This is a genomic window from Kitasatospora griseola (assembly GCF_014648555.1).
Lineage (GTDB): Bacteria > Actinomycetota > Actinomycetes > Streptomycetales > Streptomycetaceae > Kitasatospora > Kitasatospora griseola.
The window spans coordinates 47,051-71,338 of sequence record NZ_BMRI01000003.1; the positions used below are offsets into that span (position 1 = coordinate 47,051).

General features: G+C 71.8%; 18 protein-coding genes. 9 read left to right on the top strand and 9 right to left on the bottom strand.

Annotated features, from left to right (window positions below; genetic code table 11):
• Positions 1-87: 87 nt before the first annotated feature.
• From gcvT to IEZ12_RS04430, 4 genes are all read left to right on the top strand, one after another.
• The gene (gene gcvT, locus IEZ12_RS04415; protein WP_189270918.1) at positions 88-1,206 is read left to right on the top strand and encodes a glycine cleavage system aminomethyltransferase GcvT; all 1,119 of its coding nucleotides are present in this window, start codon (positions 88-90) and stop codon (positions 1,204-1,206) included.
• Positions 1,207-1,306: 100 nt separating this feature from the next.
• The gene (gcvH, locus tag IEZ12_RS04420; RefSeq protein WP_043916097.1) at positions 1,307-1,681 is read left to right on the top strand and encodes a glycine cleavage system protein GcvH; all 375 of its coding nucleotides are present in this window, start codon (positions 1,307-1,309) and stop codon (positions 1,679-1,681) included.
• Positions 1,682-1,695: 14 nt separating this feature from the next.
• Entirely contained in the window at positions 1,696-2,964 is a 1,269-nt protein-coding gene (gene glyA / locus IEZ12_RS04425; RefSeq protein ID WP_043916096.1) for a serine hydroxymethyltransferase, read from the top strand.
• 154 nt (positions 2,965-3,118) lie between these two features.
• Entirely contained in the window at positions 3,119-4,486 is a 1,368-nt protein-coding gene (locus IEZ12_RS04430) for an L-serine ammonia-lyase (protein ID WP_043916095.1), read from the top strand.
• A gap of 329 nt (positions 4,487-4,815) precedes the next feature.
• Here IEZ12_RS04430 and IEZ12_RS04435 read toward each other — a convergent pair whose 3' ends face one another.
• The 4 genes from IEZ12_RS04435 to IEZ12_RS04450 all read right to left on the bottom strand — a co-directional run bounded on the left by IEZ12_RS04435 (position 4,816) and on the right by IEZ12_RS04450 (position 9,439).
• Positions 4,816-5,367: an ATP-binding protein gene (locus IEZ12_RS04435; RefSeq protein ID WP_229847241.1), complete on the bottom strand. Its 552-nt coding sequence runs from the start codon at positions 5,365-5,367 to the stop codon at positions 4,816-4,818.
• 103 nt (positions 5,368-5,470) lie between these two features.
• Positions 5,471-6,667, bottom strand: coding sequence for a L,D-transpeptidase (locus IEZ12_RS04440; RefSeq protein WP_189270919.1), 1,197 nt, complete (start codon positions 6,665-6,667; stop codon positions 5,471-5,473).
• A 166-nt stretch (positions 6,668-6,833) separates the two neighbouring features.
• Positions 6,834-8,087: a L,D-transpeptidase gene (locus tag IEZ12_RS04445; RefSeq protein WP_229847242.1), complete on the bottom strand. Its 1,254-nt coding sequence runs from the start codon at positions 8,085-8,087 to the stop codon at positions 6,834-6,836.
• Between the two features lie 164 nt (positions 8,088-8,251).
• A complete protein-coding gene (locus tag IEZ12_RS04450; protein ID WP_189270920.1) occupies positions 8,252-9,439 on the bottom strand; it encodes a L,D-transpeptidase in 1,188 nt (395 codons plus the stop codon).
• 214 nt (positions 9,440-9,653) lie between these two features.
• On the opposite strand from IEZ12_RS04450, the gene glgX reads away from it, so the two are divergent.
• Positions 9,654-11,852: a glycogen debranching protein GlgX gene (gene glgX / locus IEZ12_RS04455; protein WP_189270921.1), complete on the top strand. Its 2,199-nt coding sequence runs from the start codon at positions 9,654-9,656 to the stop codon at positions 11,850-11,852.
• Between the two features lie 69 nt (positions 11,853-11,921).
• On the opposite strand, the gene IEZ12_RS04460 is transcribed toward glgX, so the two are convergent.
• The 3 genes from IEZ12_RS04460 to IEZ12_RS04470 are packed head-to-tail and all read right to left on the bottom strand — an operon-like array spanning position 11,922 to position 15,439.
• Complete coding sequence (locus tag IEZ12_RS04460; RefSeq protein ID WP_189270922.1) at positions 11,922-12,782, bottom strand: geranyl diphosphate 2-C-methyltransferase; 861 nt, start codon at positions 12,780-12,782, stop codon at positions 11,922-11,924.
• 35 nt (positions 12,783-12,817) lie between these two features.
• The gene (locus IEZ12_RS04465) at positions 12,818-14,002 is read right to left on the bottom strand and encodes a family 2 encapsulin nanocompartment cargo protein terpene cyclase (RefSeq protein ID WP_189270923.1); all 1,185 of its coding nucleotides are present in this window, start codon (positions 14,000-14,002) and stop codon (positions 12,818-12,820) included.
• Positions 14,003-14,029: 27 nt separating this feature from the next.
• A complete protein-coding gene (locus IEZ12_RS04470) occupies positions 14,030-15,439 on the bottom strand; it encodes a family 2B encapsulin nanocompartment shell protein (RefSeq protein WP_189270924.1) in 1,410 nt (469 codons plus the stop codon).
• A gap of 318 nt (positions 15,440-15,757) precedes the next feature.
• On the opposite strand from IEZ12_RS04470, the gene IEZ12_RS04475 reads away from it, so the two are divergent.
• The gene (locus IEZ12_RS04475; protein WP_373295431.1) at positions 15,758-17,635 is read left to right on the top strand and encodes an ABC transporter ATP-binding protein; all 1,878 of its coding nucleotides are present in this window, start codon (positions 15,758-15,760) and stop codon (positions 17,633-17,635) included.
• On the top strand, positions 17,632-19,464 hold the full coding sequence (locus IEZ12_RS04480) for an ABC transporter ATP-binding protein (RefSeq protein WP_189270925.1): 1,833 nt from the start codon (positions 17,632-17,634) through the stop codon (positions 19,462-19,464). The genes IEZ12_RS04475 and IEZ12_RS04480 overlap by 4 nt, the downstream gene beginning before the upstream one ends.
• Before the next feature lie 75 nt (positions 19,465-19,539).
• Here IEZ12_RS04480 and IEZ12_RS04485 read toward each other — a convergent pair whose 3' ends face one another.
• Entirely contained in the window at positions 19,540-20,604 is a 1,065-nt protein-coding gene (locus tag IEZ12_RS04485) for an AAA family ATPase (protein ID WP_189270926.1), read from the bottom strand.
• On the bottom strand, positions 20,601-21,176 hold the full coding sequence (gene pnuC, locus IEZ12_RS04490; RefSeq protein WP_189270927.1) for a nicotinamide riboside transporter PnuC: 576 nt from the start codon (positions 21,174-21,176) through the stop codon (positions 20,601-20,603). The genes IEZ12_RS04485 and pnuC overlap by 4 nt, the downstream gene beginning before the upstream one ends.
• A 173-nt stretch (positions 21,177-21,349) precedes the next feature.
• Between pnuC and IEZ12_RS04495 the strand changes: the two genes are divergently transcribed.
• A complete protein-coding gene (locus IEZ12_RS04495) occupies positions 21,350-22,741 on the top strand; it encodes a hypothetical protein (RefSeq protein ID WP_189270928.1) in 1,392 nt (463 codons plus the stop codon).
• A gap of 136 nt (positions 22,742-22,877) precedes the next feature.
• Complete coding sequence (locus IEZ12_RS04500) at positions 22,878-24,257, top strand: hypothetical protein (RefSeq protein WP_189270929.1); 1,380 nt, start codon at positions 22,878-22,880, stop codon at positions 24,255-24,257.
• The last annotated feature ends 31 nt before the right edge of the window (positions 24,258-24,288 follow it).

Genomic DNA, 24,288 nt, shown 5'->3' on the forward strand with positions numbered 1-24,288 from the left:
TCCGGGATGCGGTGAAGCTCTCAGGTTCGACGACAGACGGGGAGATTCGCCCCAGCCTGCCCGTTTCCAGATCCCGGGAGTCCTGTCGTGTCCCTCCGCCTGACCGCGCTCGACGCGCTGCACCGCTCGCTCGGCGCCACCATGACCGACTTCGCGGGCTGGGACATGCCGCTGCGCTACGGCAGCGAGCGCGAGGAGCACCTCGCCGTCCGCACCAAGGCCGGTCTGTTCGACCTCTCGCACATGGGCGAGATCACCGTCTCCGGCCCGCAGGCCGGCGAGCTGCTCGACCACGCGCTGGTCGGCTTCATCTCCGCCCTCGGCGTGCTGCGCGCCCGCTACACCATGATCTGCCGCGAGGACGGCGGCATCCTGGACGACCTGATCGTCTACCGCACCGCGGACGACGAGTACCTGGTGGTCGCCAACGCCTCCAACGCCCAGGTCGTGCTGGACGCCCTGACCGAGCGCGCGGCCGGCTTCGACGCCACCGTCCGCGACGACCGCGACGCCTACGCGCTGCTCGCCGTCCAGGGCCCGGAGGCGGGCGGCATCCTGGCCAAGCTCACCGACGCCGACCTGCCCGGCCTCAAGTACTACGCCCTGCTGCCCGCCACCGTGGCGGACCGTCAGGTCTGGCTGGCCCGCACCGGCTACACCGGCGAGGACGGCTTCGAGATCTTCTGCGCCCCGGCCGACGCCGAGCACCTGTGGACGTCGCTGACCGGGGCCGGCACCGACGAGGGCCTGGTCCCGTGCGGCCTGTCCTGCCGCGACACGCTGCGCCTGGAGGCCGGCATGCCGCTGTACGGGCACGAGCTGTCCACCGAGCTGACCCCGTTCGACGCCGGCCTCGGCCGAGTGGTGCGTTTCGACAAGACCACCAACGGCGGCGAGTTCGTCGGCCGCAAGGCGCTGGAGGAGGCCGCCGCCGCGGCCGAGGCCAACCCGCCCCGCAAGCTGGTCGGCCTGGTCTCCGAGGGCCGCCGCGTCCCGCGTGCGGAGTACTCCGTCGTGGACGCCGAGGGCGCCGTGATCGGCCGGATCACCTCCGGCTCGCCGTCCCCGACCCTGGGCAAGCCGATCGCCATCGCGTACGTGGACGCCGCGCACGCCGAGCCGGGCGCCACCGTCGCGGTGGACGTCCGCGGCAAGGCCGAGCCGGTCCAGGTCGTCGCACTGCCGTTCTACAAGCGCGCCCGCTGACCCCAGGTCGGCCCTTCACCTGCCGCGAGCAGCTCTTTCCGGTTCGTCCGCACAGCGGACGGCCGCGCCCTCCCCTCTTGCGATCCTGGAGAATGACGCCATGAGCAACCCCACGCACCTGCAGTACACCAAGGAGCACGAGTGGCTGACCGCCGCCGTGGACGGGGTGTCGACGATCGGCATCACCGCGCACGCGGCCGACGCCCTCGGCGACATCGTCTACGTCCAGCTCCCCGCGGTGGGTGACACCGTCACCGCTGGTGAGACCTGTGGCGAGCTCGAATCCACCAAGTCGGTCAGCGACCTCTTCTCCCCCGCCACCGGCGAGGTCACCGAGGTCAACCAGGAGGTCATCGACGACCCGGCCCTGGTCAACTCGGAGCCCTTCGAGGGCGGTTGGCTGTTCAAGGTCCGGGTCGAGGCCACCGACGAGCTGCTCGACGCCGACGGCTACAACGCCCTCATCGGCGCCTGACCGGGAGTCCCCCCATGACTGTTCTCAACCAGTCCCTCCACGCGCTCGACCCGGAGATCGCCGCCGCGGTCGACGCCGAGCTGCACCGCCAGCAGACCACCCTGGAAATGATCGCCTCCGAGAACTTCGCCCCGGTGGCGGTCATGGAGGCCCAGGGCTCGGTGCTCACCAACAAGTACGCCGAGGGCTACCCCGGCCGCCGCTACTACGGCGGCTGCGAGCACGTCGACGTGGTCGAGCAGATCGCCATCGACCGGGTCAAGGAGCTGTTCGGCGCCGAGCACGCCAACGTGCAGCCGCACTCCGGCGCGCAGGCGAACGCCGCGGCGATGTTCGCGCTGATCCAGCCGGGCGACACCATCCTGGGCCTGAACCTGGCCCACGGCGGTCACCTGACCCACGGCATGAAGATCAACTTCTCCGGCAAGCTCTACAACGTGGCCGCGTACCACGTCGACGAGAAGACCGGCCAGGTCGACATGGCCGAGGTCGAGCGCCTCGCCAAGGAGCACCAGCCCAAGCTGATCATCGCCGGCTGGTCCGCCTACCCCCGCCAGCTGGACTTCGCCGAGTTCCGCCGCATCGCGGACGAGGTCGGCGCCCTGCTGATGGTCGACATGGCGCACTTCGCCGGTCTGGTCGCCGCCGGACTGCACCCCTCCCCGGTGCCGTACGCGGACGTGGTCACCACCACCACCCACAAGACCCTGGGCGGCCCGCGCGGCGGCGTCATCCTCTCCAAGGCCGAGTTCGCCAAGAAGATCAACTCCGCGGTCTTCCCCGGCCAGCAGGGCGGCCCGCTGGAGCACGTCATCGCCGGCAAGGCGGTGGCCTTCAAGGTCGCGGCCTCCGACGAGTTCAAGGACCGCCAGCGCCGCACCCTGGAAGGCGCGAAGCTCCTCGCCGAGCGTCTGCTCCAGGACGACGTGACCGCCTCCGGCGTCTCCGTCCTGTCCGGCGGCACCGACGTGCACCTGGTGCTGGTCGACCTGCGCAACAGCGAGCTCAACGGCCAGGACGCCGAGGACCGCCTGCACGAGGTCGGCATCACCGTCAACCGCAACGCCGTCCCGAACGACCCTCGCCCGCCGATGGTCACCTCGGGCCTGCGCATCGGCACCCCGGCGCTGGCCACCCGCGGCTTCGACGCCGAGGACTTCCGCGAGGTCGCCGACGTCATCGCCGAGACCCTCAAGCCCGGCTTCGACGCCGCCAAGGCCGAGTCGCTCAAGGCCCGGGTCACCGCGCTCGCCGCGAAGCACCCGCTGTACCCCGAGCTGTAACCCCTCCCAGCGGCCGCCGACACCCGGCGGCCGCCCGGAACCCCCGGGGCACCGCGCACACTGGAAGACGTGCGCGCGGTGCCCCGTTCCATGCGCAGCCCCCCGTCCCACCCCGGACGGACCACTCCACGAGACCAGACAAGGACGTCACCCCGTGGCCATCAGCGTCTTCGACCTCTTCTCCATCGGCATCGGACCGTCCTCCTCCCACACCGTCGGCCCGATGCGCGCCGCCCGGATGTTCGCCCGCCGGCTCGCCACCGAAGGACTCCTCGACCAGGTCGCCTCGCTCCGCGCCGAGCTGTACGGCTCCCTCGGCGCCACCGGCCACGGCCACGGCACCCCCAAGGCCGTCCTGCTCGGCCTGGAGAACAACTCCCCCCGCACCGTCGACGTCGACCAGGCCGACCTCGACGTCGAACGGATCCGCGCCGCCAAGCGCATCAACCTGCTGGGCCGGCACGAGATCGCCTTCGACCCCGACACCGAGCTGATCCTGCACCGCCGCAAGGCCCTGCCCTACCACGCCAACGGCATGACCCTGTGGGCGTACGCCGCGGACGGCTCGACCGTGCTGGAGAAGACCTACTACTCCGTCGGCGGCGGCTTCGTCGTCGACGAGGCGGCGATCGGCGAGGCCCGCGTCAAGCCCGACGACACCGCGCTGCGCCACCCCTTCCGCACCGGCGAGGAACTGCTCCGCCTCACCCGGGAGACCGGCCTGTCCATCTCCGGCCTGATGCTGGAGAACGAGAAGGCCTGGCGCACCGAGGCCGAGATCCGGGCCGGGCTGCTGGAGATCTGGGCCGTCATGAAGGAGTGCGTCGCCGCCGGCATGTCCCGCGAGGGCATCCTGCCGGGCGGGCTCAAGGTCCGCCGCCGCGCCGCGTCCGCCGCCCGCGCGATGCGGGCCGAGGGCATCGGACCCGGCAACGCGATGGAGTGGGTCACCCTCTACGCGATGGCCGTCAACGAGGAGAACGCCTCCGGCCGCCGCGTGGTCACCGCCCCCACCAACGGCGCGGCCGGCATCATCCCCGCCGTCCTGCACTACTACCTGAACTTCATCCCCGGCGCGGACGAGGACGGCATCGTCCGCTTCCTGCTCGCCGCCGGCGCGATCGGCATGCTCTTCAAGGAGAACGCCTCCATCTCCGGCGCCGAGGTCGGCTGCCAGGGCGAGGTCGGCTCCGCCTGCTCGATGGCCGCCGGCGGCCTCGCCGAGGTCCTCGGCGGCACCCCCGAACAGGTCGAGAACGCCGCCGAGATCGGTATCGAGCACAACCTCGGCCTCACCTGCGACCCCGTCGGCGGCCTGGTCCAGATCCCCTGCATCGAACGCAACGGCATGGCCTCCGTCAAGGCCGTCACCGCCGCCCGGATGGCTCTGCGCGGCGACGGCCGCCACCACGTCTCCCTCGACAAGGCCATCAAGACCATGAAGGAGACCGGCGCCGACATGAAAATCAAGTACAAGGAGACCTCCCGCGGCGGCCTCGCGGTCAACGTCATCGAGTGCTGACACCTGCCCCACCCCCGGCTCCGCCGGGGGTGGGGTATGGCTAGAAGGTCCCGGGTTCGGGGACCTTCGGAGGCTGGTGGCGAGAGTCCGGATTATGAGATGATCCGGAGGTCGCCTGGAATCCTAAGGCCAATCGCGATGCAAACCTTGGTTTCGGCTTGTTTTTGGCATCGAGACGTGCGATAGTTATGGGTGTCGGGCGGTACCGCCCGGCCACTTCCATCCGGCGGCACGCACCCCCTTGGCTGCCGGATGACGCGCAGGGGCCCCGGACCGCGAACAACCGCGGACAGGGGCCCCGCATCGTTTCTTCAGAGGGTTCAGGGGGTTCAGGGGACTGATCGGTCGCGGGTCTTCACCTCGAACCAGACGCCCTTGCCGCGTGGCAGCAGATCCGCCCCCCAGCGGTCGGAGAGCTCGTCGACCACGCGCAGGCCGTGCCCGTTCTGGTAGCGGCCGATCTCGGGGGCGAGGATCAGGCAGGGCATCGCCCGCGAGGAGTCGCGGACCTCGATCCGCAGCCAGCCGGGGCGTCGCACCAGCTTGAGGCCGATCATGCGCCCGCCGGCGTGCCGCACGGCGTTCGCGACCAGTTCGCCGGTGAGCAACTCCCCGACCTCCAGCAGGTGGTGGAGCTTCCAGGACGCCAGGACCGAGAGCACCAGTCGCCGCGCGACGCCGGCCGACTCCGGGCGGGAGGGAAGTCGCACCTCCTCGCCGGCCTCGGGGTCGCCGAGTACGCCGAGGAAGGCGCGTTCCATCTCGTTCGCGGTCATCCGTTCCAGTTCGGCGAGCACCACCGCGGCGCCGACTCCTGACGAGCCGTCACCGCGGGTGTCGACCGATGGAAGTGCCCGTTCCGCTTCGCCCCATCCCGCCATGGGGCCCATCATTGCGGAACGTGGGCGGCCGCGTACGGACAATGAGCAAACGATCACCGCTCATTTGGCATATGCCGTCAGCAACCGAACAGGCGCCCTACGACTACCACTGCGACCAGCCGAGGTTCCAACCGCCCAGTCCGTTGACCGCGTCGACCACCGGGCCCTTGGAGTTGACGACCGTGACCACGTCGCCGACCAGCGTGGAGTCGTAGAACTTGCCCGCCGGGCTGCTCGAACTGCCGGCCTCGGTGTCGGTCAGGCCGATGCAGCCGTGGCTGCCGTTGGAGCGCCCGATCACGCTGCCGCTCCAGTAGTTTCCGTGCACGTAGGTGCCGGTGTCGGTCAACCGGATGGCGTGCGGAACCACCAGATCGTATTCGTCGCCGGAACCCGACTTGGTGACGCCGGCGGAGGTCATCCGGGTCTTGCCCTCCATGCCCTCGACCACCATGGTGCCGTTCCAGGTGTCGAAGCCGGCCTTGCCCGCGGTGAACGGGATGGAGTCGGTCTGCTGGCCGTCGCGGACCACCGCCATCCGGTGGGTGTCCACGTCGGCGGTGGAGATCTGCGAGCGGCCGATGGTGAACGGCTCGTCCTTGTCGACGCCGCCGTACACGCCGGGGGCGGTCTCCACGTTCTTGAGCTTGTAGTGGATGGTGACCTTGGTGTTGGGGTTCCAGAACTTCTCGGGGCGGAAGTCCAGCCGCTTGTCGTTGAACCAGTGGCCCTTGACCACGGTGCCGTCGGCGGCCTCGAAGGCGATGCCGGCCAGCACCGCGTCCTTGTTCTTCACCGCCCGGTCGAACCGGACCGAGACGATCATGCCGACGCCGTACTGGCCGTTGTCGGCGATGTTGTCGCTGACGCCGGCGTCCTTCTCCGGGGTGAGGGTGGTGAAGGTGGAACGCGAGTTGGCGACCACGCCCTGGGAGTCCTCGGCGAGGGCGTCCACCGTGTACGCGGTGGAGACCTTGAGGTTGTCGGACGGCGCCCACGAGGCGCCGTCGGCGGCGAGGGCGCCCTTCACCTCGACCCCGTCCGGGCCGGTGACCTTGACCGAGGTCAGCTTGCCGTTGGCGGCGGACACCTTGACCGCGCCGGACGGCTTGACGTCGGTGGTGCCGTTGGCGGGCTCGATGGCGATGGTCGCGGCCGACACCGTCGGCTTGGCCGAGCTGGGGGCCGCCTTGGGACTGTCGGCCTTGGCCGTGTCCGTGCTGCAGCCGGCCGTGGCCATCAGCACCAGGGCGCCCGCGAGCGCACCCACAACCGCGTAACCCCCGCGTATAGCCTTCACGTTCCGCTCTCCCCACACACCTGCCTGTCGGCTGACAGGTCTTTCTGTTGATATGACGGGTCGAGTGCGGGAAACGTTGCGAGCCATGTGTCCCGGTACGGTCACGAACGGCCGACGGCCCGGCGATCGAAATCGCCGGGCCGTCGTTGCCGGTTGAGCGTGCGGGCTACCACTTGCTCCACGGGATGGTCCAGCCGCTCAGGCCGTTGTCCCCGGAGACCGTCTGGCCCTTGGAGTTCACGATCTTGACCACGTCGCCGACCATCGACGAGTTGAAGAACTTGCCGGCCGCCGAGCTGTCGCTGCCGCCCTTGGCGTCGGAGACGCCGATGCAGCCGTGGCTGGCGTTCGTGGAACCGAACGCGCTGCTCCAGTAGTTGCCGTGCACGTAGGTGCCGGAGGTGGTCAGCCGCATCGCGTGCGGCACGTCCGGAACGTCGTACTCGTCGCCCTTGATGTTGGACACCGTGGCGGAGTTCATCCGGGTCATCTTTTCCTTGGTGGCGACGACCATGGTGCCGTTCCAGGACGGGTTCTGGTCGTTGCCCGCGGTGATCGGGATCACCTGGGTGTCGCTGCCGCCGCGCGAGACCGTCATCTTGTGGCTCGCGGCGTCGACCGTCGAGACCTGGTAGCGGCCGATGGTGAACGGCTCGTCCTTGTCGACGTCGCCGTACACGCCGGGCGAGACCTCGACGTTCTTCAGCCGGTACTTGACGGTCACCTTGGTGCCCGGCTTCCAGTAGTTCTCCGGCCGGAAGTCCAGCCGGGAGGAGCCGAACCAGTGGCCCTTGGCCACCGTGCCGTCCGCGCCCTCGACCGTGATGCCGGCCAGCACCGCGGCCTTGTTCTGGACGGCCTTGCTGAAGTTCACCGAGACGATCATGCCGACGCCGTACTGGCCGTTGTCGGCGATGTTGTCGTTGGTGGCGATCTTCTTGGCCGGCGTCAGCGTGGTGAAGGTGGTGGTGGAGGCGGCCACCAGGCCGGCCGAGTCCACCGCCTGCGCGTTCACCGTGTACGTGGTGCCGACCGCCAGCTGCTCGCCGGGCTTCCAGCTCAGGCCGTCGGCGGCGATCTCGCCGGCGACCGCCTTGCCGTTCTTGTCGGTCACCGTGACCGCGGTCAGCTTGCCGCTGGCCACCGCCACCTGCAGGCCGTCCTTGGGCGCCACGTCGGCGGCGCCGTCGGCCGGGGTGACCGTCAGCTGAGCGGTCGACACCTTCGGTGCGGCGTCCGAGGCGGACGAGGAGCCGCCGCCCTTGGCGTCGGTCGAACCGCCGCCGCTGCCGCCGCTGCTGCTGCAAGCCGTCCCGAGCAGCATGACGCCGCCCACCAGCAGGGCCGCCGCGGCCCGACGCGCACGCCGCCCGTTCCCCACCACGACTATTCCGGACTCGGCCTTCTGATCCGCCTTCACCGCGCTGCTCCCCTCCAGGTCTGCACAGCGATAACACGTGTGACGCCCGGGAATGTTCCGCCGGGTCGGATGCGCTCACCGCGCTCCCGATCATGTCGGGCATGCGCGGGGGCAAGGATAACCGGCGAAGCTGAGTGAATCTTCGGAGGGAGCCGGGTGCCGGTTCAGTGAACTGCCGTGGCCCGCCCCACCGTCCACTGCGACCACGGGAGGTTCCAGCCGTTCAGGCCGTTGTCGGGCGAGACCTGGTCGCCGTGCGAGCCGTGCACCTGCACCACGTCCCCGACCAGGGAGTGCCGCCAGAGCCAGCCGGCCGGGGAGTTGGCGTTGCCGCCCTTGAGGTCGGCCAGGCCGATGCAGCCGTGGCTGGTGTTGGCGGCTCCGAACACGGCGCGGTCGGACCAGTAGTTGCCGTGCACGAAGGTGCCGGAGGCGGTCAGCCGCATCGCGTGCGGGACGTCCTGGATGTCGTACTCGTCGCCGAGGCCGACGGTCTGCGAGTTCATCCTGGTCACCTCGAAGCGCTCGGAGACCACCATGGTGCCCAGGTAGGTGGTGTGCTCGGGGCTGCCGCCGCTGACCTCCAGGGTGCGGATCAGGTGGCCGTCCTGGTGGACCGTCATGAGGTGCCGGTCCAGGTCCACGGCGGCGATCAGCGCCCGGCCGACGGTGAAGTGGACGTCCTTGCGCTGGGTGCCCAGGTAGCCGCGCGCCCCCTCCACGTCCTTGAGCCGCAGCCCCAGCGTGACCTTGGTGCCGGGCGGCCAGAAGCCCTCCGGGCGGAAGTCGAGGCGCTGGTCGCCGAACCAGTGGCCGGCGATCTCCTGCGGCGGGTCGGCGGTGACCGAGACGGCCTGCTCGACGACGGCCCGGTTCTCGATCGGACGGGAGAAGCGCAGCGAGACCGGCATGCCGACGCCGACGGTGGAGCCGTCCTCGGGGGTGAAGAAGGCGACGAAGGTGTGCTCGGGCGGCACCGTGGCGAACCCGGAGTGCTGGACGGCGCGCAGGCCGTCGGCGTCCTCGGCGGTCACGTCGAGGCTGTAGGCGGTGGCGGTGTCGAGCCGGCCGTCGGGCGTCCAGCGGGTGGCGTCGGCGGCGAGGGCACCGGGCACCGGGACGCCCCTGCCGTCGGTCAGCCGGACGTCCAGCAGGCGGCCCCTGGCGACCGTCACCGCGACCGCGCCGTCCACCGGGACGCCCTGCGCGCCGTCGGCGGGGCTGAGCACGAGCCTGGCGCGGGAGACCGGCGGGCCGGCGTCGGCCGAGGTGAACAGGCCGGAGCAGCCGGTCAGCAGGACCAGTCCGGCCGCGGCCGCCCACCGTGCCCAGAGCCGTGCCGCGGCGTGCATGCCGTCCTCCCGCTGTCGCGCGAAACCACCCGATGCCGGGCTCAACGACCGATCGAGCCCCCCGGACACGACCGGATGGTTTCCCCGCCCGGCTCCGCGGGGCACAGGATTGGTCACGGTGCGTCACGAACCCCGGGCGAGGGTGACGCGCGCCGTCGCACAGGGAACAACCGGAAGAACGGGGACGGGCCCCCGGATGGCTGGGAGGGTCGCCATGACGGCGTGGCAGGAGCTGGGTACGGACACGCCCCGGGAGGCACGCGCGGCCGCCCGGCTGAACGGCTCGGCGCCCCGGCCCGCCCCGGCGCCGCCCTGGCCGGGCAGCTGGCAGCCGCTCGGCGCCCGGTTCCGCACCGACGGCGAGGGCGGCCGGGGCACCAACTTCGCGCTCTGGGCGCCGGGTGCGGAGGCCGTCGACCTGTGCCTGTTCGACGAGAGCGGCCGGGAGAGCCGGCACCGGCTGGCCGAGCAGACCTACCAGACCTGGCACGGCTACCTGCCGGGCGTGCTGCCCGGCGCCCGCTACGGCTACCGGGTGCACGGCCGGTGGGACCCGTGGACGGGCGCCCGGTACAACCCCGCCAAGCTGCTGCTCGATCCGTACGCCCGGGCCGTCGACGGCGGCTGCACCACGCACGACGCGGTGAGCTCGGCGGTCCGCGGCTGGCCGGAGCGGGACGTCGCGGACACCGTCCGGGACGACCGGGACTCGGCGCCGTACGTGCCCCGGGCGGTGGTGGTGGACGACGCCGACGACTGGTACGACGACCAGCGCCCGAAGACGCCGTGGGCCGAGACGGTGCTGTACGAGCTGCACGTGCGCGGCTTCACCATGCGCCACCCCGACGTCCCGCCGGAGCTGCGCGGCACCTACGCGGGCCTGGCGCACCCGGCGGCGATCGCGCACCTGACGGGGCTGGGGGTGACGGCGGTGGAGCTGCTGCCGGTCCACCACCACGTCAGCGAGGACCACCTGCAGGAGCGCGGCCTGGTCAACTACTGGGGCTACAACACGCTGGGCTTCTTCGCCCCGCACGCCGGCTACTCGTCCTCCGGCAGCCGGGGCCAGCAGGTCGGCGAGTTCAAGCGGATGGTGCGGGCGCTGCACGCGGCGGGCATCGAGGTGATCCTCGACGTGGTCTTCAACCACACCGCCGAGGCGGGGGCGATGGGCCCGGCGCTGTCCTTCCGCGGCATCGACAACGCCGGCTACTACCGGCTGGACCGCTCGCGCCGCGGCTACGCCGACTACACCGGCTGCGGCAACACCCTGGACACCCGCCGCCCGCAGGTGATCCGGCTGATCACCGACTCGCTGCGCTACTGGGTGGCGGAGATGGGCGTGGACGGCTTCCGCTTCGACCTGGCGGCGGCGCTGGCCCGCGGCAGCGACGCGGTGGAGATGGAGCACCCGTTCCTGGCCGCGGTGTCGCAGGACCCGGTGCTCAGCCGGGTCAAGCTGATCGCCGAGCCGTGGGACGTCGGCCCGGGCGGCTACCAGGTCGGCGGCTTCCCGCCGCTGTGGGGCGAGTGGAACGACCGCTACCGGGACACCGTGCGCGACTTCTGGCGCGGCGCCCGGCCGGACGTGCGCGAGCTGGCCACCCGGGTCGCCGGCTCCTCCGACCTGTACCAGCGCGGCGGCCGGCGCCCCTACGCCTCCGTCAACTACGTCACCTCGCACGACGGCTTCACGCTGCGCGACCTGGTCTCCTACGACCGCAAGCACAACCTGGCCAACGGCGAGGACAACCGGGACGGCACCGACGACAACCGGTCCTGGAACCACGGCGCGGAGGGCGACACCGACGACCCGGCGATCCGCGAGCTGCGGGTGCGCCAGCTGCGCAACCTGCTGACCACGCTGCTGCTGTCCAGCGGCGTGCCGATGCTGACGGCGGGCGACGAACTGGGCCGCACCCAGCGCGGCAACAACAACGCCTACTGCCAGGACAACGAGACCGGCTGGCTGGACTGGTCGCTGCTGGACGACCCGCAGTGGCGCTCGCTGACCGAGCTGACGGCCCGGCTGATCCACCTGCGTCGGGCCCACCCGGTGCTGCGGCAGCGGGCGTTCTTCTCCGGCCGCCCCGCCGGGCCGGACGGCCTGCGGGACTTGAGCTGGCTCACCCCGGACGGGCGGGAGATGACCGAGGCGGACTGGTTCGCCCCGACCCGCGCGCTGGCGCTGCGGCTGTCCGGCAGCGCCATGTCCGAGCGGGACCAGCACGGCCGCCCGGTGCACGACGCCGACTTCCTGCTGCTGCTGAACGCCGGCCCCGAACCGCGGCACTTCACCCTGCCCGGCCCGCACCGCCCGCTGGTCGACACCGCCCTGGCCGGTCCGCCGGAACCCGCCCCCGTCACCGGGGCGACGCTGACCGGCCGCTCGGCGATGCTGCTGACGGCATGACGGGGTGGCGGGACGGCGACACGCGGGGAGGCCCGGGCGCGCTGCCCGGGCCCCCCTGCGAACCGGCCGTCAGACCCGGTCGGCGACGATCATCAGGTAGTGGAAGCTGCCTTCCTTGTACGCCGTCAGGAACGGGTCCTCGATGCCGGTGGCCACCGAGGACTGGGCGCGCAGCTCCCAGTACGGGATGGTGTCGGCGGTCAGGTCGACCACGCTGATCGGCACCAGGTTGTTCGCGGCCAGCGCCTTGAAGTACTGGCTGCGCGGGTGGATGTTGCAGATGTAGTGCTCGTCGATCCGGCTGACGGCCTTCGAGCGCAGGCCCATCACGTCGTTGGAGCAGCCGGTGATGCAGACGTAGCGGCCGCCGGGGGCGAGCAGGCGGGAGAACTCGCCGAACGCCTCGAAGAGGTCCACGTACATGGTGGTCTCGTTGGTCCAGATCGCCCGGCGGGAGGCGGTCCGGAAGCCGGTGTCCAGCATGTTGCGGAAGTGGAAGCGGACCCGGTCGGCGATGCCGCGCTCGTGCGCCTGCCCGTTGGCGAACGCCACCTGCTGCTCGGAGATGGAGACGCCGTCGACCTCGCAGCCGAACCGGTGGTTGGCCATGATGCTGGTGCCGCCGCGGCCGGAGCCGGCGTCCAGCAGCGCGTCGGTGGGCGCGATGTCGCCGAGGTGGTCGAGCAGCACGTCCGCCTGGGCGGTCTCCAGCCGGTGCATCTCCTTGATCATGCGTTCGTCGCGGGTCTCGTCCGGGCCCTCGAACACCAAGGGGTCGACCGGGCCGAGGCCGTAGTGGTGGTGGTAGAGGCCGTCGACCTCACCGAGCTTGATGTTGACCGGGTCCTTCTCCAGGTTCCAGTAGTTGGCGACCGACTTCTGGAACGCGGTCCGCAGCACGTTGGTGGCGCTCGGGACGGTGATGGTCATGGACGCAATGCTCCTCAACTGGCGGTGAACGTGGGTCAGTCGGTCTGGTAGCGGGCGCTGCCCGCATGCCACTCGCGGTTGCCGCCGACCCAGGCCCAGGTGCCGGCCAGGAAGCGGCGCAGCTCGGGCGAGCCGGTCAGGGCGAGGGCGGAGGCCTCGGCCTCGAAGGTGTGCATCAGTTCGTCGTGGACGGCCACGCTCTGCTGGACGGCCTCCTCCAGCGAGCAGCCCTCCTCGGTGGCGATCAGCATCGGCAGGCTGAAGTCGCTGGGGTCTTCCTTGCCCATCGAGTACAGGTCGTTCATCAGCACGGTGGCGGTGCCGGCCAGGTTGAACGTGCGGCGCACCGCGGGGTCGGCGAACTCGGCCTGCGGGACCTCGTAACCGGCGATCGCGTCGACCAGCACCATGCACGGGATGAACGAGTTCTCGTGGCGGTGCATCAGGTACTCCCACACCGGCGGGCGGTGCCCGGTGGTGTGCCACATGCCCTCCTGGCCGTACGCGACGAACATGATCGCCAGTTCGTGCCGCAGCCGCCGGACCTGGTTCCAGCTGGCGTACGCGGCCAGGTCGCCCAGCGCGGAGCGGAGCGCCATGGCGACCGGGTCGCCCTGGACGTGCGCCTCCAGCTGGGGGGCGTAGCGCAGCGGCAGCTGGGCCTGGTCGATGACGGAGTGGCAGATCGCCAGCCGCCGGCCGATCACCTCGTGGTGCGGCTCCTCCACCTCGGCGTCCACGATGTGGTCGTCCACCGACCACTCGGACAGGCCGCACTTGGCGGCGGCGAGCAGCCGGTCGGGGTCGTCGGTCTCGGGGTGGGCGAGCATCATCAGCCGGCCGAAGTTGGCCTTGCGCAGCATGTCGGTGCGGCCGGGGTAGATGCCGATCCGCTCGGCCCACTCGATCAGCCGCTCGTTGACCAGGTCGCCGAGCGCCGGGTCGTCGCGCATCGCGGGCGGGCAGTACAGCGCGGGGGCCTTGCCGTTGGTGATCGGCCGGGCGGCGGGGGCGTCCCGGACGATGTCGTCGGTGGCCTGGTTCGGGACGGTCGGGCGGTGCGTCAGCAGGCCGCTGGTGCCGAGCCCGGTGGGGCCGGGGGCGTGCCAGGTGAGCCGGCCGGGGGCGGGGCGCTCGGGGTGGGTGAGGATGGCGGAGATCAGCGCCGCCAGCTCGTGGGTTCCGTGCGGGGCGAGCGTCCGGGTGAGCAGTGAGGGCATGTCGGTCGTCTTTCGGCGTGGGGGCGGTCAGGACCGGGGGTGGTCGACCTCGACGTTCTCCAGCACGCCCAGCGCGTCGGGGACCAGGATCGCGGCGGAGTAGTACGCGGAGACCAGGTAGTTGGCGACGGCCTTCTCGTCGATGCCCATGAAGCGGACGTTCAGGCCGGGCTCGACCTCGTCGGGGATGCCGACCTGGGTGAGGCCGACCACGCCCTGGTTGTGCTCGCCGGTGCGCATCGCGAGGATCGAGGTGCTGCCGCCGCGGACCGGGATCTTGCCGCAGGGCAGCAGCGGGACGCCGCGCCACGCGGGCACCCGGTGGCCGTGCACCTCGGCGGTGGAGAAGTAGACGCCGCGCCGGTTGGCCTCCCGGCCGAACGCGGCGATCGCCTTCGGGTGCGCGAACAGGTAGTCGGTGTCGCGGCGCATCGCGAGCAGCTCGTCCAGGTCGTCGGGGGTGGGCGCGCCGGCGTGGGTCTGGATCCGCTGGTCGAAGGCGCAGTTGGCGAGCAGCCCGAACTCGGGGTTGTTGACGATCTCGTGCTCCTGGCGCTCGCGCAGCGCCTCGATGGTCAGCTGGAGCTGCTCCTGGGTCTGGTCCATCGGCTGGTTGTAGAGGTCGGCGACCCGGCTGTGCACCCGCAGCACCGTCTGGGCGACGCTCAACTCGTACTCGCGGGGGCCGAGTTCGTAGTCGACGAAGGCGGTGGGGAGCTCGTACTCGCCCTCGTGGCCGGCCGACATGTCGATCCGCGCCTCGCCGTGCGGGTTCTGCGCGGCGGCCTGCCCGGCCTGGAACCGGGCGATCTGCGCCTGCAGGGACGGGGAGCGGTCCACGACCTCCTGGAAGGCGGACCAGGGCAGCGACATCGCGGTGCCCGCGGTGGCGGCCTTCACGGTGTACGGCCAGCGCCCGTCGGCGACGTCGAGCGCCTCGTCGCCGAGGTGGTCGCCGTCGGCGTGCACGGCGAGCACGGTGTCGTCGCCGTACTTGCCGGTGCCGATCCGTTCGACCTTGCCGTGCGCGATCAGGAAGACCTCGCTGATCGGGGCGCCCTCCTGGACCAGCACCTCGCCCGCGCTGAAGCCGCGCTGGACGAAGCGCCCGGCGAGCTCGTTCAGCACCGCGAAGTCCTGGTAGCCGCGCAGCACCGGGACTTCGCTCAGGGTGGGCCCCGCCACCTTGACCTCCCGGCCGGTCTGCACGAAGGACACCCGGCCGCGGCCGACCGCGTGGCTGAGCCGCCGGTTGACCCGGTAGGTGCCGGCCGAGACCTGGACCCAGGGCAGCTTGCGCAGCAGCCAGCGCGAGCTGATCTCCTGCATCTGCGGCTTGGACTTGGTCGTGGTGGCGAGGTTGCGCGCCGCCGCGGTGCTCAGGCTCTGCTGCGCCGGGGCCTCGGCTTCGGGGACGGGCTCGGTCTCGACCGACATGCTGGTTCTCCTGGCTGCTCAGGTGATCCACCGCGATCACTTCGGCCAGATCAGACACTGCGGGGGCAGGGGGCCTGCAAGGAGGCGCTCAGAGCAGGTCGCTCGGACAGAGTGCGCCCTTCACGCCGGCCCACATCCGGTGTGCGCCCCCGTGCCGAGGGGCTCCCGCCCGCCGCGCGCGACGCCCGGAGCGACCCGAACGGCGCAGCCGGGAGCGCCGCCACCTGGGGTGACGCCCCGTCCGGCCTGGCCGGATCTCACCGACAGGGGCAAAAAAGCAGATGAGAAATGTCAGTGCCTGCGCCTACCCTCACGGCGATGGCCGAGAACCAGAACCCCGCTCCGCCCACCCCCGCGGAATCGAATACTCCGTCAACCGGCGACATCGGAAGTTCACCCGAATCGGTACCCCGATCGCCGGTGCGATCCCTGCTGCGCCTGTGGCCGTACGCCCGCGAGGCCCGCTGGCGGATCTTCGGCTCGATGGCCGCCGCCGGGCTCGCCTCGCTCAGCGTGCTGGCCGTCCCGATCGTGCTGCGCGGGATCGTGGACGGACCGATCGCCCATCACGACCTGGCCGGGCTGTGGCCGCTCGCCGCCGCCCTGCTGGTGCTCGGCCTCGCCGAGGCCTGCCTGTTCGGCGTCCGCCGGATCATCGTGGCCCGCCCGCTGGCCAAGGTGGAGACCAGGCTGCGCGGCGACCTGTTCGCCAAGCTCCAGCGGCTGCCGATCTCCTTCCACGACCGCTGGCCGTCCGGGCAGCTGCTCTCCCGGGCCACCTCGGACCTGTTCGTGATGCGGCTGTTCCTCGCCTTCCCGCTGGTCTTCCTGGTGGTCAACTCCACCGTCTTCCTGACCGGCACCGTGCTGATGTTCACGCTGGACTGGCGGCTCGCCCTGATCACGCTGGTCCCGGCGGTCCCGCTGATGGTCTACACCCGGCGCTTCGAGGCCGGGTACTCGGCCGCCTCCCGGCTCGCCCAGGACCAGAACGGCGACCTGGCCACCGTGGTCGAGGAGTCGGTGCTCGGCATCCGCATCCTCAAGGCCTTCGGCCGGCACCGCACCATGGCCGAGGAGTTCCGCCGGCACAGCGCCGCCCTGCGCGACACCGAACTGCGCAAGGCCGGTCTGCTCGGCAACCTCTGGGCGGCCATCGTCGGCCTGCCCGAACTCGCCCTCGGCGCCGCCCTCGCCACCGGCGCCGTGCTGGTCGCCCACGACGAGCTCTCGGTCGGCACCCTGGTCGCCTTCCTCTCCACCGCGCTCGCCCTGCGCTGGCCGGTCGAGTCGATCGGCTGGCTGCTCGGCTTCGCCGCCGAGGCCGCCAGCGCCGCCAACCGCTACTTCGAGGTGATGGACGAGCCGGAGCCCGCCGACGTTCCCCCAGCCCCAAGGGGGGCTGGGAGGTACCCCCACTCCGGCGACGCCCCCGCGGACGACCGCGGCATCCGCTTCACCGGTGTCCGCTTCCGCTACCCCGACGCCCCGGCGGGCACCCCCGACCTGCTCGCCGGTATCGACCTGCACATCCGCCCCGGCGAGACGCTCGCCCTGGTCGGCGCCACCGGCAGCGGCAAGACCACCCTCACCGCGCTGCTCCCCCGCCTGTACGAGCCCACCGCCGGCTCGATCACGCTGGACGGCACCGACATCCGCGACCTGTCGCGCGAGGAGCTGCGCCGCGAGGTCGCCGTCGCCTTCGAGGAACCCACCCTGTTCTCCGCCACCGTCCGCGAGAACGTCCTGATGGGCGCCCCGAACGCCGACGAGCAGCGCCTCGCCCGCGCCCTCGACACCGCGCAGGCCGGCTTCGTCGACCGGCTCCCCGAGGGCCTGGACACCGAGGTCGGCGAGCAGGGCCTGAGCCTGTCCGGCGGCCAGCGCCAGCGCCTCGCGCTGGCCCGCGCCGTGGTCGGCGAGCCGCGCTTCCTGGTCCTCGACGACCCGCTGTCCGCGCTCGACGTGCACACCGAAGCACTGGTGGAACGCGCCCTGCGGCAGGTCCTCTCGGACACCACCGCCCTGGTCGTCGCGCACCGCCCGTCCACCGTGCTGCTGGCCGACCGGGTCGCGCTGCTCGCCGACGGACGGATCACCGCCGTCGGCACCCACCAGGAGCTCCTGCAGTCCTGTCCCGCCTACCGGGCCCTGATGTCCGGCGAATCCGAACTGGAAGGGGCACTGGCCCGATGACCACCGCCGTCGCGGAACCCGCCCTCGAAGAGGACGACCTGCTCCCCGCGGCCGCCGACGACCAGGACATCCCCGTCCCGCCCGGCGCCCCCCGCGCCCTGCTCGGCTCGCTGCTCGCCCCGCACCGCCGCCGGATCGCCGTCGCCGTGCTCACCGTCCTGGTCCAGCAGGCCACCCTGCAGGCCGGACCGCTGCTGGTCGCCCTCGCCATCGACCGCGGCATCCCCGCACTGCGCGACCACGACGCCGGCCCGCTGATCGCCGTCACCGCCGCGTACCTGGGCTGCGCACTCGTCGCCACCCTGCTGCAACGTTCCTTCATCCGGTACGCGGCCCGGATCAACCAGGACATCCTGCTGGACCTGCGCGGCCGGATCTTCCGGCACGCCCAGCGGCTCAGCCTGGACTTCCACGAGCGCTACACCTCCGGCCGGATCATCTCCCGCGCCACCAGCGACGTGGACACCCTGCGCGAACTCCTCGCCGAGGGCCTGCAGGAACTCCTGATGGTCTGCCTGTCGGTCGGCTACATCACGGTGGTGCTCTGCCTGATGGACTGGCGCCTGGGCCTCGCCGCCCTGGTCTCCTTCCTGCCGATGTACCTGATCATCCGCTCGTTCCGGCGCCGCTCCCAGCAGGTCTACCGCCGCTCCCGCACCGCAGTGGCCGCGCTGATCGTCCGCTTCACCGAGACCATGAACGGCATCCGCCCGGTCCAGGCGTTCCGCCGCGAGTCCGCCAACAACAGGGCCTTCGACACCGTCAACCAGCAGTCCGCCACCGCCACCGCGGACGGCCTGCTGGAGATGGCCCGGTACGTCTTCCTGTCCCGGATGACCGCCAACACCTGGATCACCGGCGTGGTCGTCCTCGGCGCCCTGCTGGTCAGCGACGGCAGCCTCGAACTCGGCGTGCTCACCGCCTTCGTGCTGTACCTGCGTCGGCTCTACGACCCGATCGACCAGCTGGCGATGTTCCTGAACAGCTACCAGTCGGCCGCCGCCGCCCTGGAGAAGATGGCCGGCCTGCTGGCCCACGAACCCTCCGTCCCCGAGCCCGCCGAGCCCACCCCGCTGCCCGCCGCCACCGGCAAGGGCCGCGAAGTCGCCTTCCGCGGCACCCGGTTCGCGTACGCCAACGGCAAGGAGATCCTGCCCGAGTTCGACCTCGTCCTCCCCGCCGGACAGACCACCGCGGTGGTCGGCGCGACCGGCGCGGGCAAGTCCACCCTGGCCAAGCTGCTCGCCCGCTTCTACGACCCCACCGCGGGCACCGTCACCCTGGACGGCGTCGACCTCCGTGCCCTCACCACCGCCGACCTGCGGGCCGACGTGGTCATGGTCACCCAGGAGTCCTTCCTGTTCTCCGGCACGGTCGCCGAGAACATCGCCGTCGGCAAGCCGGACGCCACCCGCTCCGAGATCGAGGCCGCGGCCCGCGCGATCGGCGCGCACGAGTTCATCGCCGCCCTCCCCGACGGCTACGACACCGACGTCCGCAAGCGCGGCGGGCGCATCTCGGCCGGCCAACGCCAACTGGTCGCCTTCGCCCGCGCCCTGCTCGCCGACCCCGCCGTCCTGATCCTCGACGAGGCCACCTCCTCCCTCGACGTCCCCGGCGAACAGGCCGTCCAGCACGCCATGCAGACCGTCCTGGCCGGCCGCACCGCCGTGATCATCGCCCACCGCCTCTCCACCGTCGAGATCGCCGACCGCGTCCTCGTCATGGACCAGGGCCGCGTGGTCGAGGACGGCACCCCGGCCGCCCTCATCGCCGGCGAGGGTCGCTTCGCGACGCTCCACCAGACCTGGAAGGACAGCCTGGTGTAGGGAGCGCTGTGAGGTGCGAATTCAGGGGCTCGGGGGGTGCCCCCACGAGCCCCTGAATTCGCACCCCTCAGCCTTCTAAAGAAGAAGTGCCCCCATCACGGCGGCGACCCGTTCCTCCCGTCCGCCCCGGACCTCGATCCACCGCTGGCCGCTCGCGGACAGCACCTCGCGGAAGCGCCCCGTCATCCACTCCCGCAGGTGCTCCCCGTCCCGCAGCCCGTCGTCCTCGAACGCGACCCCCTCGTGCGAGGTGAGGACGTACAGGTCACGCGCCGCCTGCCCGGCCACCGCCGTCCAGGTCTCCGGTGCGGTGGCCCCGCAGTAGCGTTCCTCCCAGACGGCCGTCGCCAGCAGGTCGGTGTCGCAGATCAGCACCGGCCCACCGGCCCTCGCCGCCCGTTCCTCCGCCTCCGCCTGGCGCTTTCGGACCAGCGCGAAGTCCCGTTCGTCCCAGTCGAGTTGGTCCACCGTGGGCGCAGCCGCCCCGGCCAGCGCCGCCCGGCCCCGGGCGGAAGCGAGTTTCGCGGCGGTGAGCTCCCGCCCGTACTCGGCCACCCATCCGGTGAGGGCGTGCGCGCCGCCGCGCAGTCGCATCGCGTGGGCGAGGTCGCGGGAGAGCGTGGTGGTCCCGGTGGATTCGGCGCCGAGGACGACCACCCGGCGGGTGAGTCCGGCCCGGACGGCGGGTTCGAGGTCGGCCCAGTGCGCGGCGGGGTCGGCGCGGACCTCGGTGCCGGAGACCGGGAAGGTCGCGCGGTCGACGTCGAGCACCACGGGTGCGGCGTCGAAGCGGCGGGCGAGTTCGTGCCCGTAGTCCTCGGAGGAGAACACCGCGTCGACGCTTTCGCCGGGCCGCAGTGCCGCTCGCATCAGGGCGACGTGGCCGTCCCAGATCTCCGGGTCGTCGTAGTCGACGGGGATGTTGTCGACGGTGCCGACCACCCGGACGTGCGCCTCGGCCTGCCACACCTCGCGGATCCAGTCGACCCGGCCGTCGAGCGACATCGTCTCGCTGTCGGCGGCCATCACCACCACGGTGACGTGTTCGGCTGCGTCGGCCGCGCTGCGGATCAGGAAGTGGTGGCCGGCGTGCGGCGGGTAGAACTTGCCGATCACCAGGGCGTGCCGGAACAGGCTCATGCGGCCACCGCTGGCTTCGAGGCGGGGAGGCCGAGTTCACGCTGCCAGGTGCGCAGGCCGTAGAGGCACAGGCCGAGGAAGAGGACATACACCGCGGCGGTGGGGTACAGCCCCTTCGCGGCGTACAGCGGTATGTAGATCAGGTCGGCGGCGATCCACAGGTACCAGGTCTCGATCCGCTTGGTGTTCAGCAGCCACTGCGCGGCGAGCGAGAGCGCGGTGGTGAGCGCGTCCCAGAACGGCGCGGTGTCGTGAACGGCCGTCAGCAGCCAGGTGAGCAGCGCGGTGGCGGGCACCACGGCGGCGAGTGCGACGCCGATCGCGGCCGGGCCGCCGCGTCGCACCACCAGTCGTTCGCCGTCGGCGCCGCGGCGCAGCCACTGCCACCAGCCGTGGGCGGCGAGCGCCAGGAAGACCACCTGGAGTCCGGCGTCCGCGTAGAGCCCGGCGGTGGCGAACACCACCAGGAAGAAGCCGTTGTTGGCGATGCCGACCGGGAAGGTCCACACGTTGGTCCGCACCGTCAGCCATACGCAGATCGCGCCGGTGACGAACCCCAGCCACTCCGTCATGTGTGCCCTCCTCCAGCCTTTACGTCGAAGTGACGATAATCGAATCCCCACTGCCCCACAAACGCGTTTCCCATGACTTGGGAAAAACGGCCCACCCGACGGTTCGCGCACCGTACGCTGCCACCGCCCGCGGCCGGACCGGCTCCGCGGGCACCGCCAAAGGGGGAACTCGCATGACACTCCTGCCGGGCAGACACCTCCGTGCTGCCCTGACCGCCACCGCCGCCTTCTCGCTGACGCTGCTCGTCCCCGGCGCCGCCGGGGCCGCCACCGGCACGCCGAACACCCCGACCGACCTGTACAACGCCTTCCAGCCGTGCGCCACCGACCCGGGCGCACCGCTGGTCGCCGGCAGCGACTGGGGCGGCCAGGTCAGGGGCATCACCAGCTCCACCGACCCCGCGGTCACCCGCCTGACCGCGCAGTTCCGGTACTGGCCGGTCGCCGACCCCGCGCAGGTCACCACGGTGGAGAACACCTGGGCCCGGCCCGGGTGGGAGGCGTCGGCCAAGCTCGGGCCGGCCGCCGGCGCCACCTACGCCTGGCAGGTCCGCACGGTCGACCCGGCGAACGGCGCGGCCTCCGACTGGACGGCCTCCTGCTACGTCGCCACCGACGACTCCGCGCCGTCCGCCGCCGCGGTCGTCACCACTCCCGCCTTCCCGGACGGCCAGTGGGCGCCGGGCGGCGCGCCGATCGAGTTCCGCCTCGACCCGAACGGCGTGGCCGACGTCGCCGGGTACCAGTACAGCTTCCGGGACCTCACCGTGCCCTTCACCGCGACCGACGGCGATCGCGGCATCCCGGTCCTGCACGGCCCGTACGACGCCGACCCGCCGTTCGGCGTCCGCGCCGACTTCCTCGGCGGTCCGGCCACCGTGCACCTGCTGCCGCCGGCCGGGATGTCCAGCGGGCCGGTGACGCTCTCGGTGCGCAGCCTGGACCGGGCCGGGAACCCGGGGCCGATCGTGCGTCACACGATCTACGTCAGCCCGACCGCGCCGACCGTCACCCAGCTGTCCCACAACCCGCTGTTCGGCAAGCCCGTCACCTTCCGGTTCACCCCGAACCCGGGCACGCAGGCGATCAGCCCGACGGTCAGTTACACCGTGACCAACACCAGGACCGGGAAGACCACGGTCGTCCCGGCCGGCGCCGACAGCACCGCCGAGACCACCCTGCTGCTCAACCACCCGCTGGGCGACCTCCTGGACGTCACCGCCACCAGCGCCAACGGCTGGATCAGCTCGGCCGGCCAGTGGGGCCACTACCTGGACACCACGCCGACCATCACCTCCACCGACTTCCCCGCGGACGGCGCCGGAACGGTCGGCACGCCCGGCACCTTCCACCTGGCCCCGAAGATCAGCGGCTCGGAGATCGCCAGCTGGACGTACTCGTTCGACTGGGGCGCCCACACCGTCACCGTCCCGGCCGACGCGCACGGCGAGGCCGACGTCAGCTACACCCCGACCGAGAGCGGCTGGTACGACATCGACGCCTGGGCCACCACCAAGGACGGCGTCCAACTGACTGACGGCTACTACGACTTCACCGTCAGCTGACGCACCGTCGGGCCCCGGCGCACTGCCGGGGCCCGACTGCGGGAAACCCCTCCGGGGCGATCGATCGCATGCCGTACGATTCCCCCGCGCCCGCCCTGCCGGTACGGCACGCGGGCCCTGATGGAGGGGGATCACCATGAAGGTTTCACCGGGACGCCGCGCCCGCATCGCCCTGGCCACCGGCGCCGGCCTCACCCTGGCGCTGCTCGTCCCCGGCGCGGCCGGCGCCGCCACGGGCACGCCGACCGTGCCGACCGACCTGTACAACGGGTACCAGCCCTGCGCCACCGACCCGAACGCGCCACTGGTGCTGGCCGGCCGCGGCGGTGTCACGGTCGAGGGCATCGTGCACCACACCGACCCGTCGGCCTACATGCTGACCGAGCAGTTCCGCTACTGGCCGGTCTCCGACCCGTCGCAGGTCGGCATCGTCGAACATCCCTGGGCCCACCAGGGGCGCGAGGAGGAGGGCCGGCTCCCCGAGCTCACCGACGGCCTGACGTACGCCTGGCAGGCCCGCACCGTCGACGCGACGAACGGCGCGGCCTCCGACTGGACGGCGTCCTGCTACGTCACCGCCGACGACACCTTCCCGGACCAACCGCCGACCGTGGTCTCCCCCAACTACCCGGAGGACCAGGCCAGTCAGGGCGGCGCACCGATCCACTTCGACTTCGGCGCGAACGGCGTCCCCGACGTCCTCGGCTACCAGTTCTCCTGGACCGGCACCTTCTCGGTCAACGGCGCCGAGATCGGCGAGAACGGCATTCCGGTCTACCACGACCCGTTCGCCGACCCCACCTCGACGGTCCGTGCGGGCGGCCTCGGCGGCGGCGCCTCGGTCGACCTGATCCCGCCGAGCGACAGCATCGGCTGGATCCAGGAGCTCTACGTCCGCAGCGTCGACCGCGCGCTGAACCCGTCGGCGACCTACCGCTTCCGAGTCCGGGTCAAGCCGGACGCCCCGAAGATCACCGCACTGTCGCACGCCCCCGTCGGCAAGCCGATCACCTTCAAGTTCACCCCCGACCCGGGCGTGCAGGCCGCAGGCCCGGTGACCGGCTACAGCATCTGGCGGTTCGGCAGCTCGGAGCCGACCGTCGTCCCGGCCGAGCCGAGCGGCGTCGCCACCACCACCCTCGCCCTGCAGCCGGGCGAGACCCTGATGGTCGCCTCCACCAGCGCCAACGGCTGGACCAGCCAGCGCGGTTGGTGGCGCGACGACACGGACACCAGCACCACGGTGACCTCCGCGCAGTACCCGATCGGCGCCTCCGGCAACGCGGTCCCGGGCACCTTCCACTTCGCCCCGAAGACCGAGTCCTCGCAGATCGCCGGCTACACGTACTCCTTCAGCTGGAGCGACCAGCCCGTCACCGTCCCCGCCGGCAAGAAGGGCGAACTCGACGTCGCCTGGACGCCCCCGCACAGCGGCTGGTACTACCTGCAGGTGCACGCCACCACCAAGGACGGCGTCCAACTCGCCGACACCTCCTACTGGTTCGGCGTCAACTGACGCACCGTCGGGCCCCGGCGCACCACGCCGG

Coding starts and splice junctions, on each gene's coding strand:
- IEZ12_RS04470 (WP_189270924.1), bottom strand. CDS start 15,439: ATGTCGGTCGAGACCGAGCCCGTCCCCGAAGCCGAGGCCCCGGCGCAG.
- gcvH (WP_043916097.1), top strand. CDS start 1,307: ATGAGCAACCCCACGCACCTGCAGTACACCAAGGAGCACGAGTGGCTG.
- IEZ12_RS04500 (WP_189270929.1), top strand. CDS start 22,878: ATGAAGGTTTCACCGGGACGCCGCGCCCGCATCGCCCTGGCCACCGGC.
- glgX (WP_189270921.1), top strand. CDS start 9,654: ATGACGGCGTGGCAGGAGCTGGGTACGGACACGCCCCGGGAGGCACGC.
- IEZ12_RS04450 (WP_189270920.1), bottom strand. CDS start 9,439: ATGCACGCCGCGGCACGGCTCTGGGCACGGTGGGCGGCCGCGGCCGGA.
- glyA (WP_043916096.1), top strand. CDS start 1,696: ATGACTGTTCTCAACCAGTCCCTCCACGCGCTCGACCCGGAGATCGCC.
- IEZ12_RS04460 (WP_189270922.1), bottom strand. CDS start 12,782: ATGACCATCACCGTCCCGAGCGCCACCAACGTGCTGCGGACCGCGTTC.
- IEZ12_RS04480 (WP_189270925.1), top strand. CDS start 17,632: ATGACCACCGCCGTCGCGGAACCCGCCCTCGAAGAGGACGACCTGCTC.
- IEZ12_RS04475 (WP_373295431.1), top strand. CDS start 15,758: ATGGCCGAGAACCAGAACCCCGCTCCGCCCACCCCCGCGGAATCGAAT.
- IEZ12_RS04465 (WP_189270923.1), bottom strand. CDS start 14,002: ATGCCCTCACTGCTCACCCGGACGCTCGCCCCGCACGGAACCCACGAG.
- IEZ12_RS04495 (WP_189270928.1), top strand. CDS start 21,350: ATGACACTCCTGCCGGGCAGACACCTCCGTGCTGCCCTGACCGCCACC.
- pnuC (WP_189270927.1), bottom strand. CDS start 21,176: ATGACGGAGTGGCTGGGGTTCGTCACCGGCGCGATCTGCGTATGGCTG.
- IEZ12_RS04485 (WP_189270926.1), bottom strand. CDS start 20,604: ATGAGCCTGTTCCGGCACGCCCTGGTGATCGGCAAGTTCTACCCGCCG.
- IEZ12_RS04435 (WP_229847241.1), bottom strand. CDS start 5,367: ATGGCGGGATGGGGCGAAGCGGAACGGGCACTTCCATCGGTCGACACC.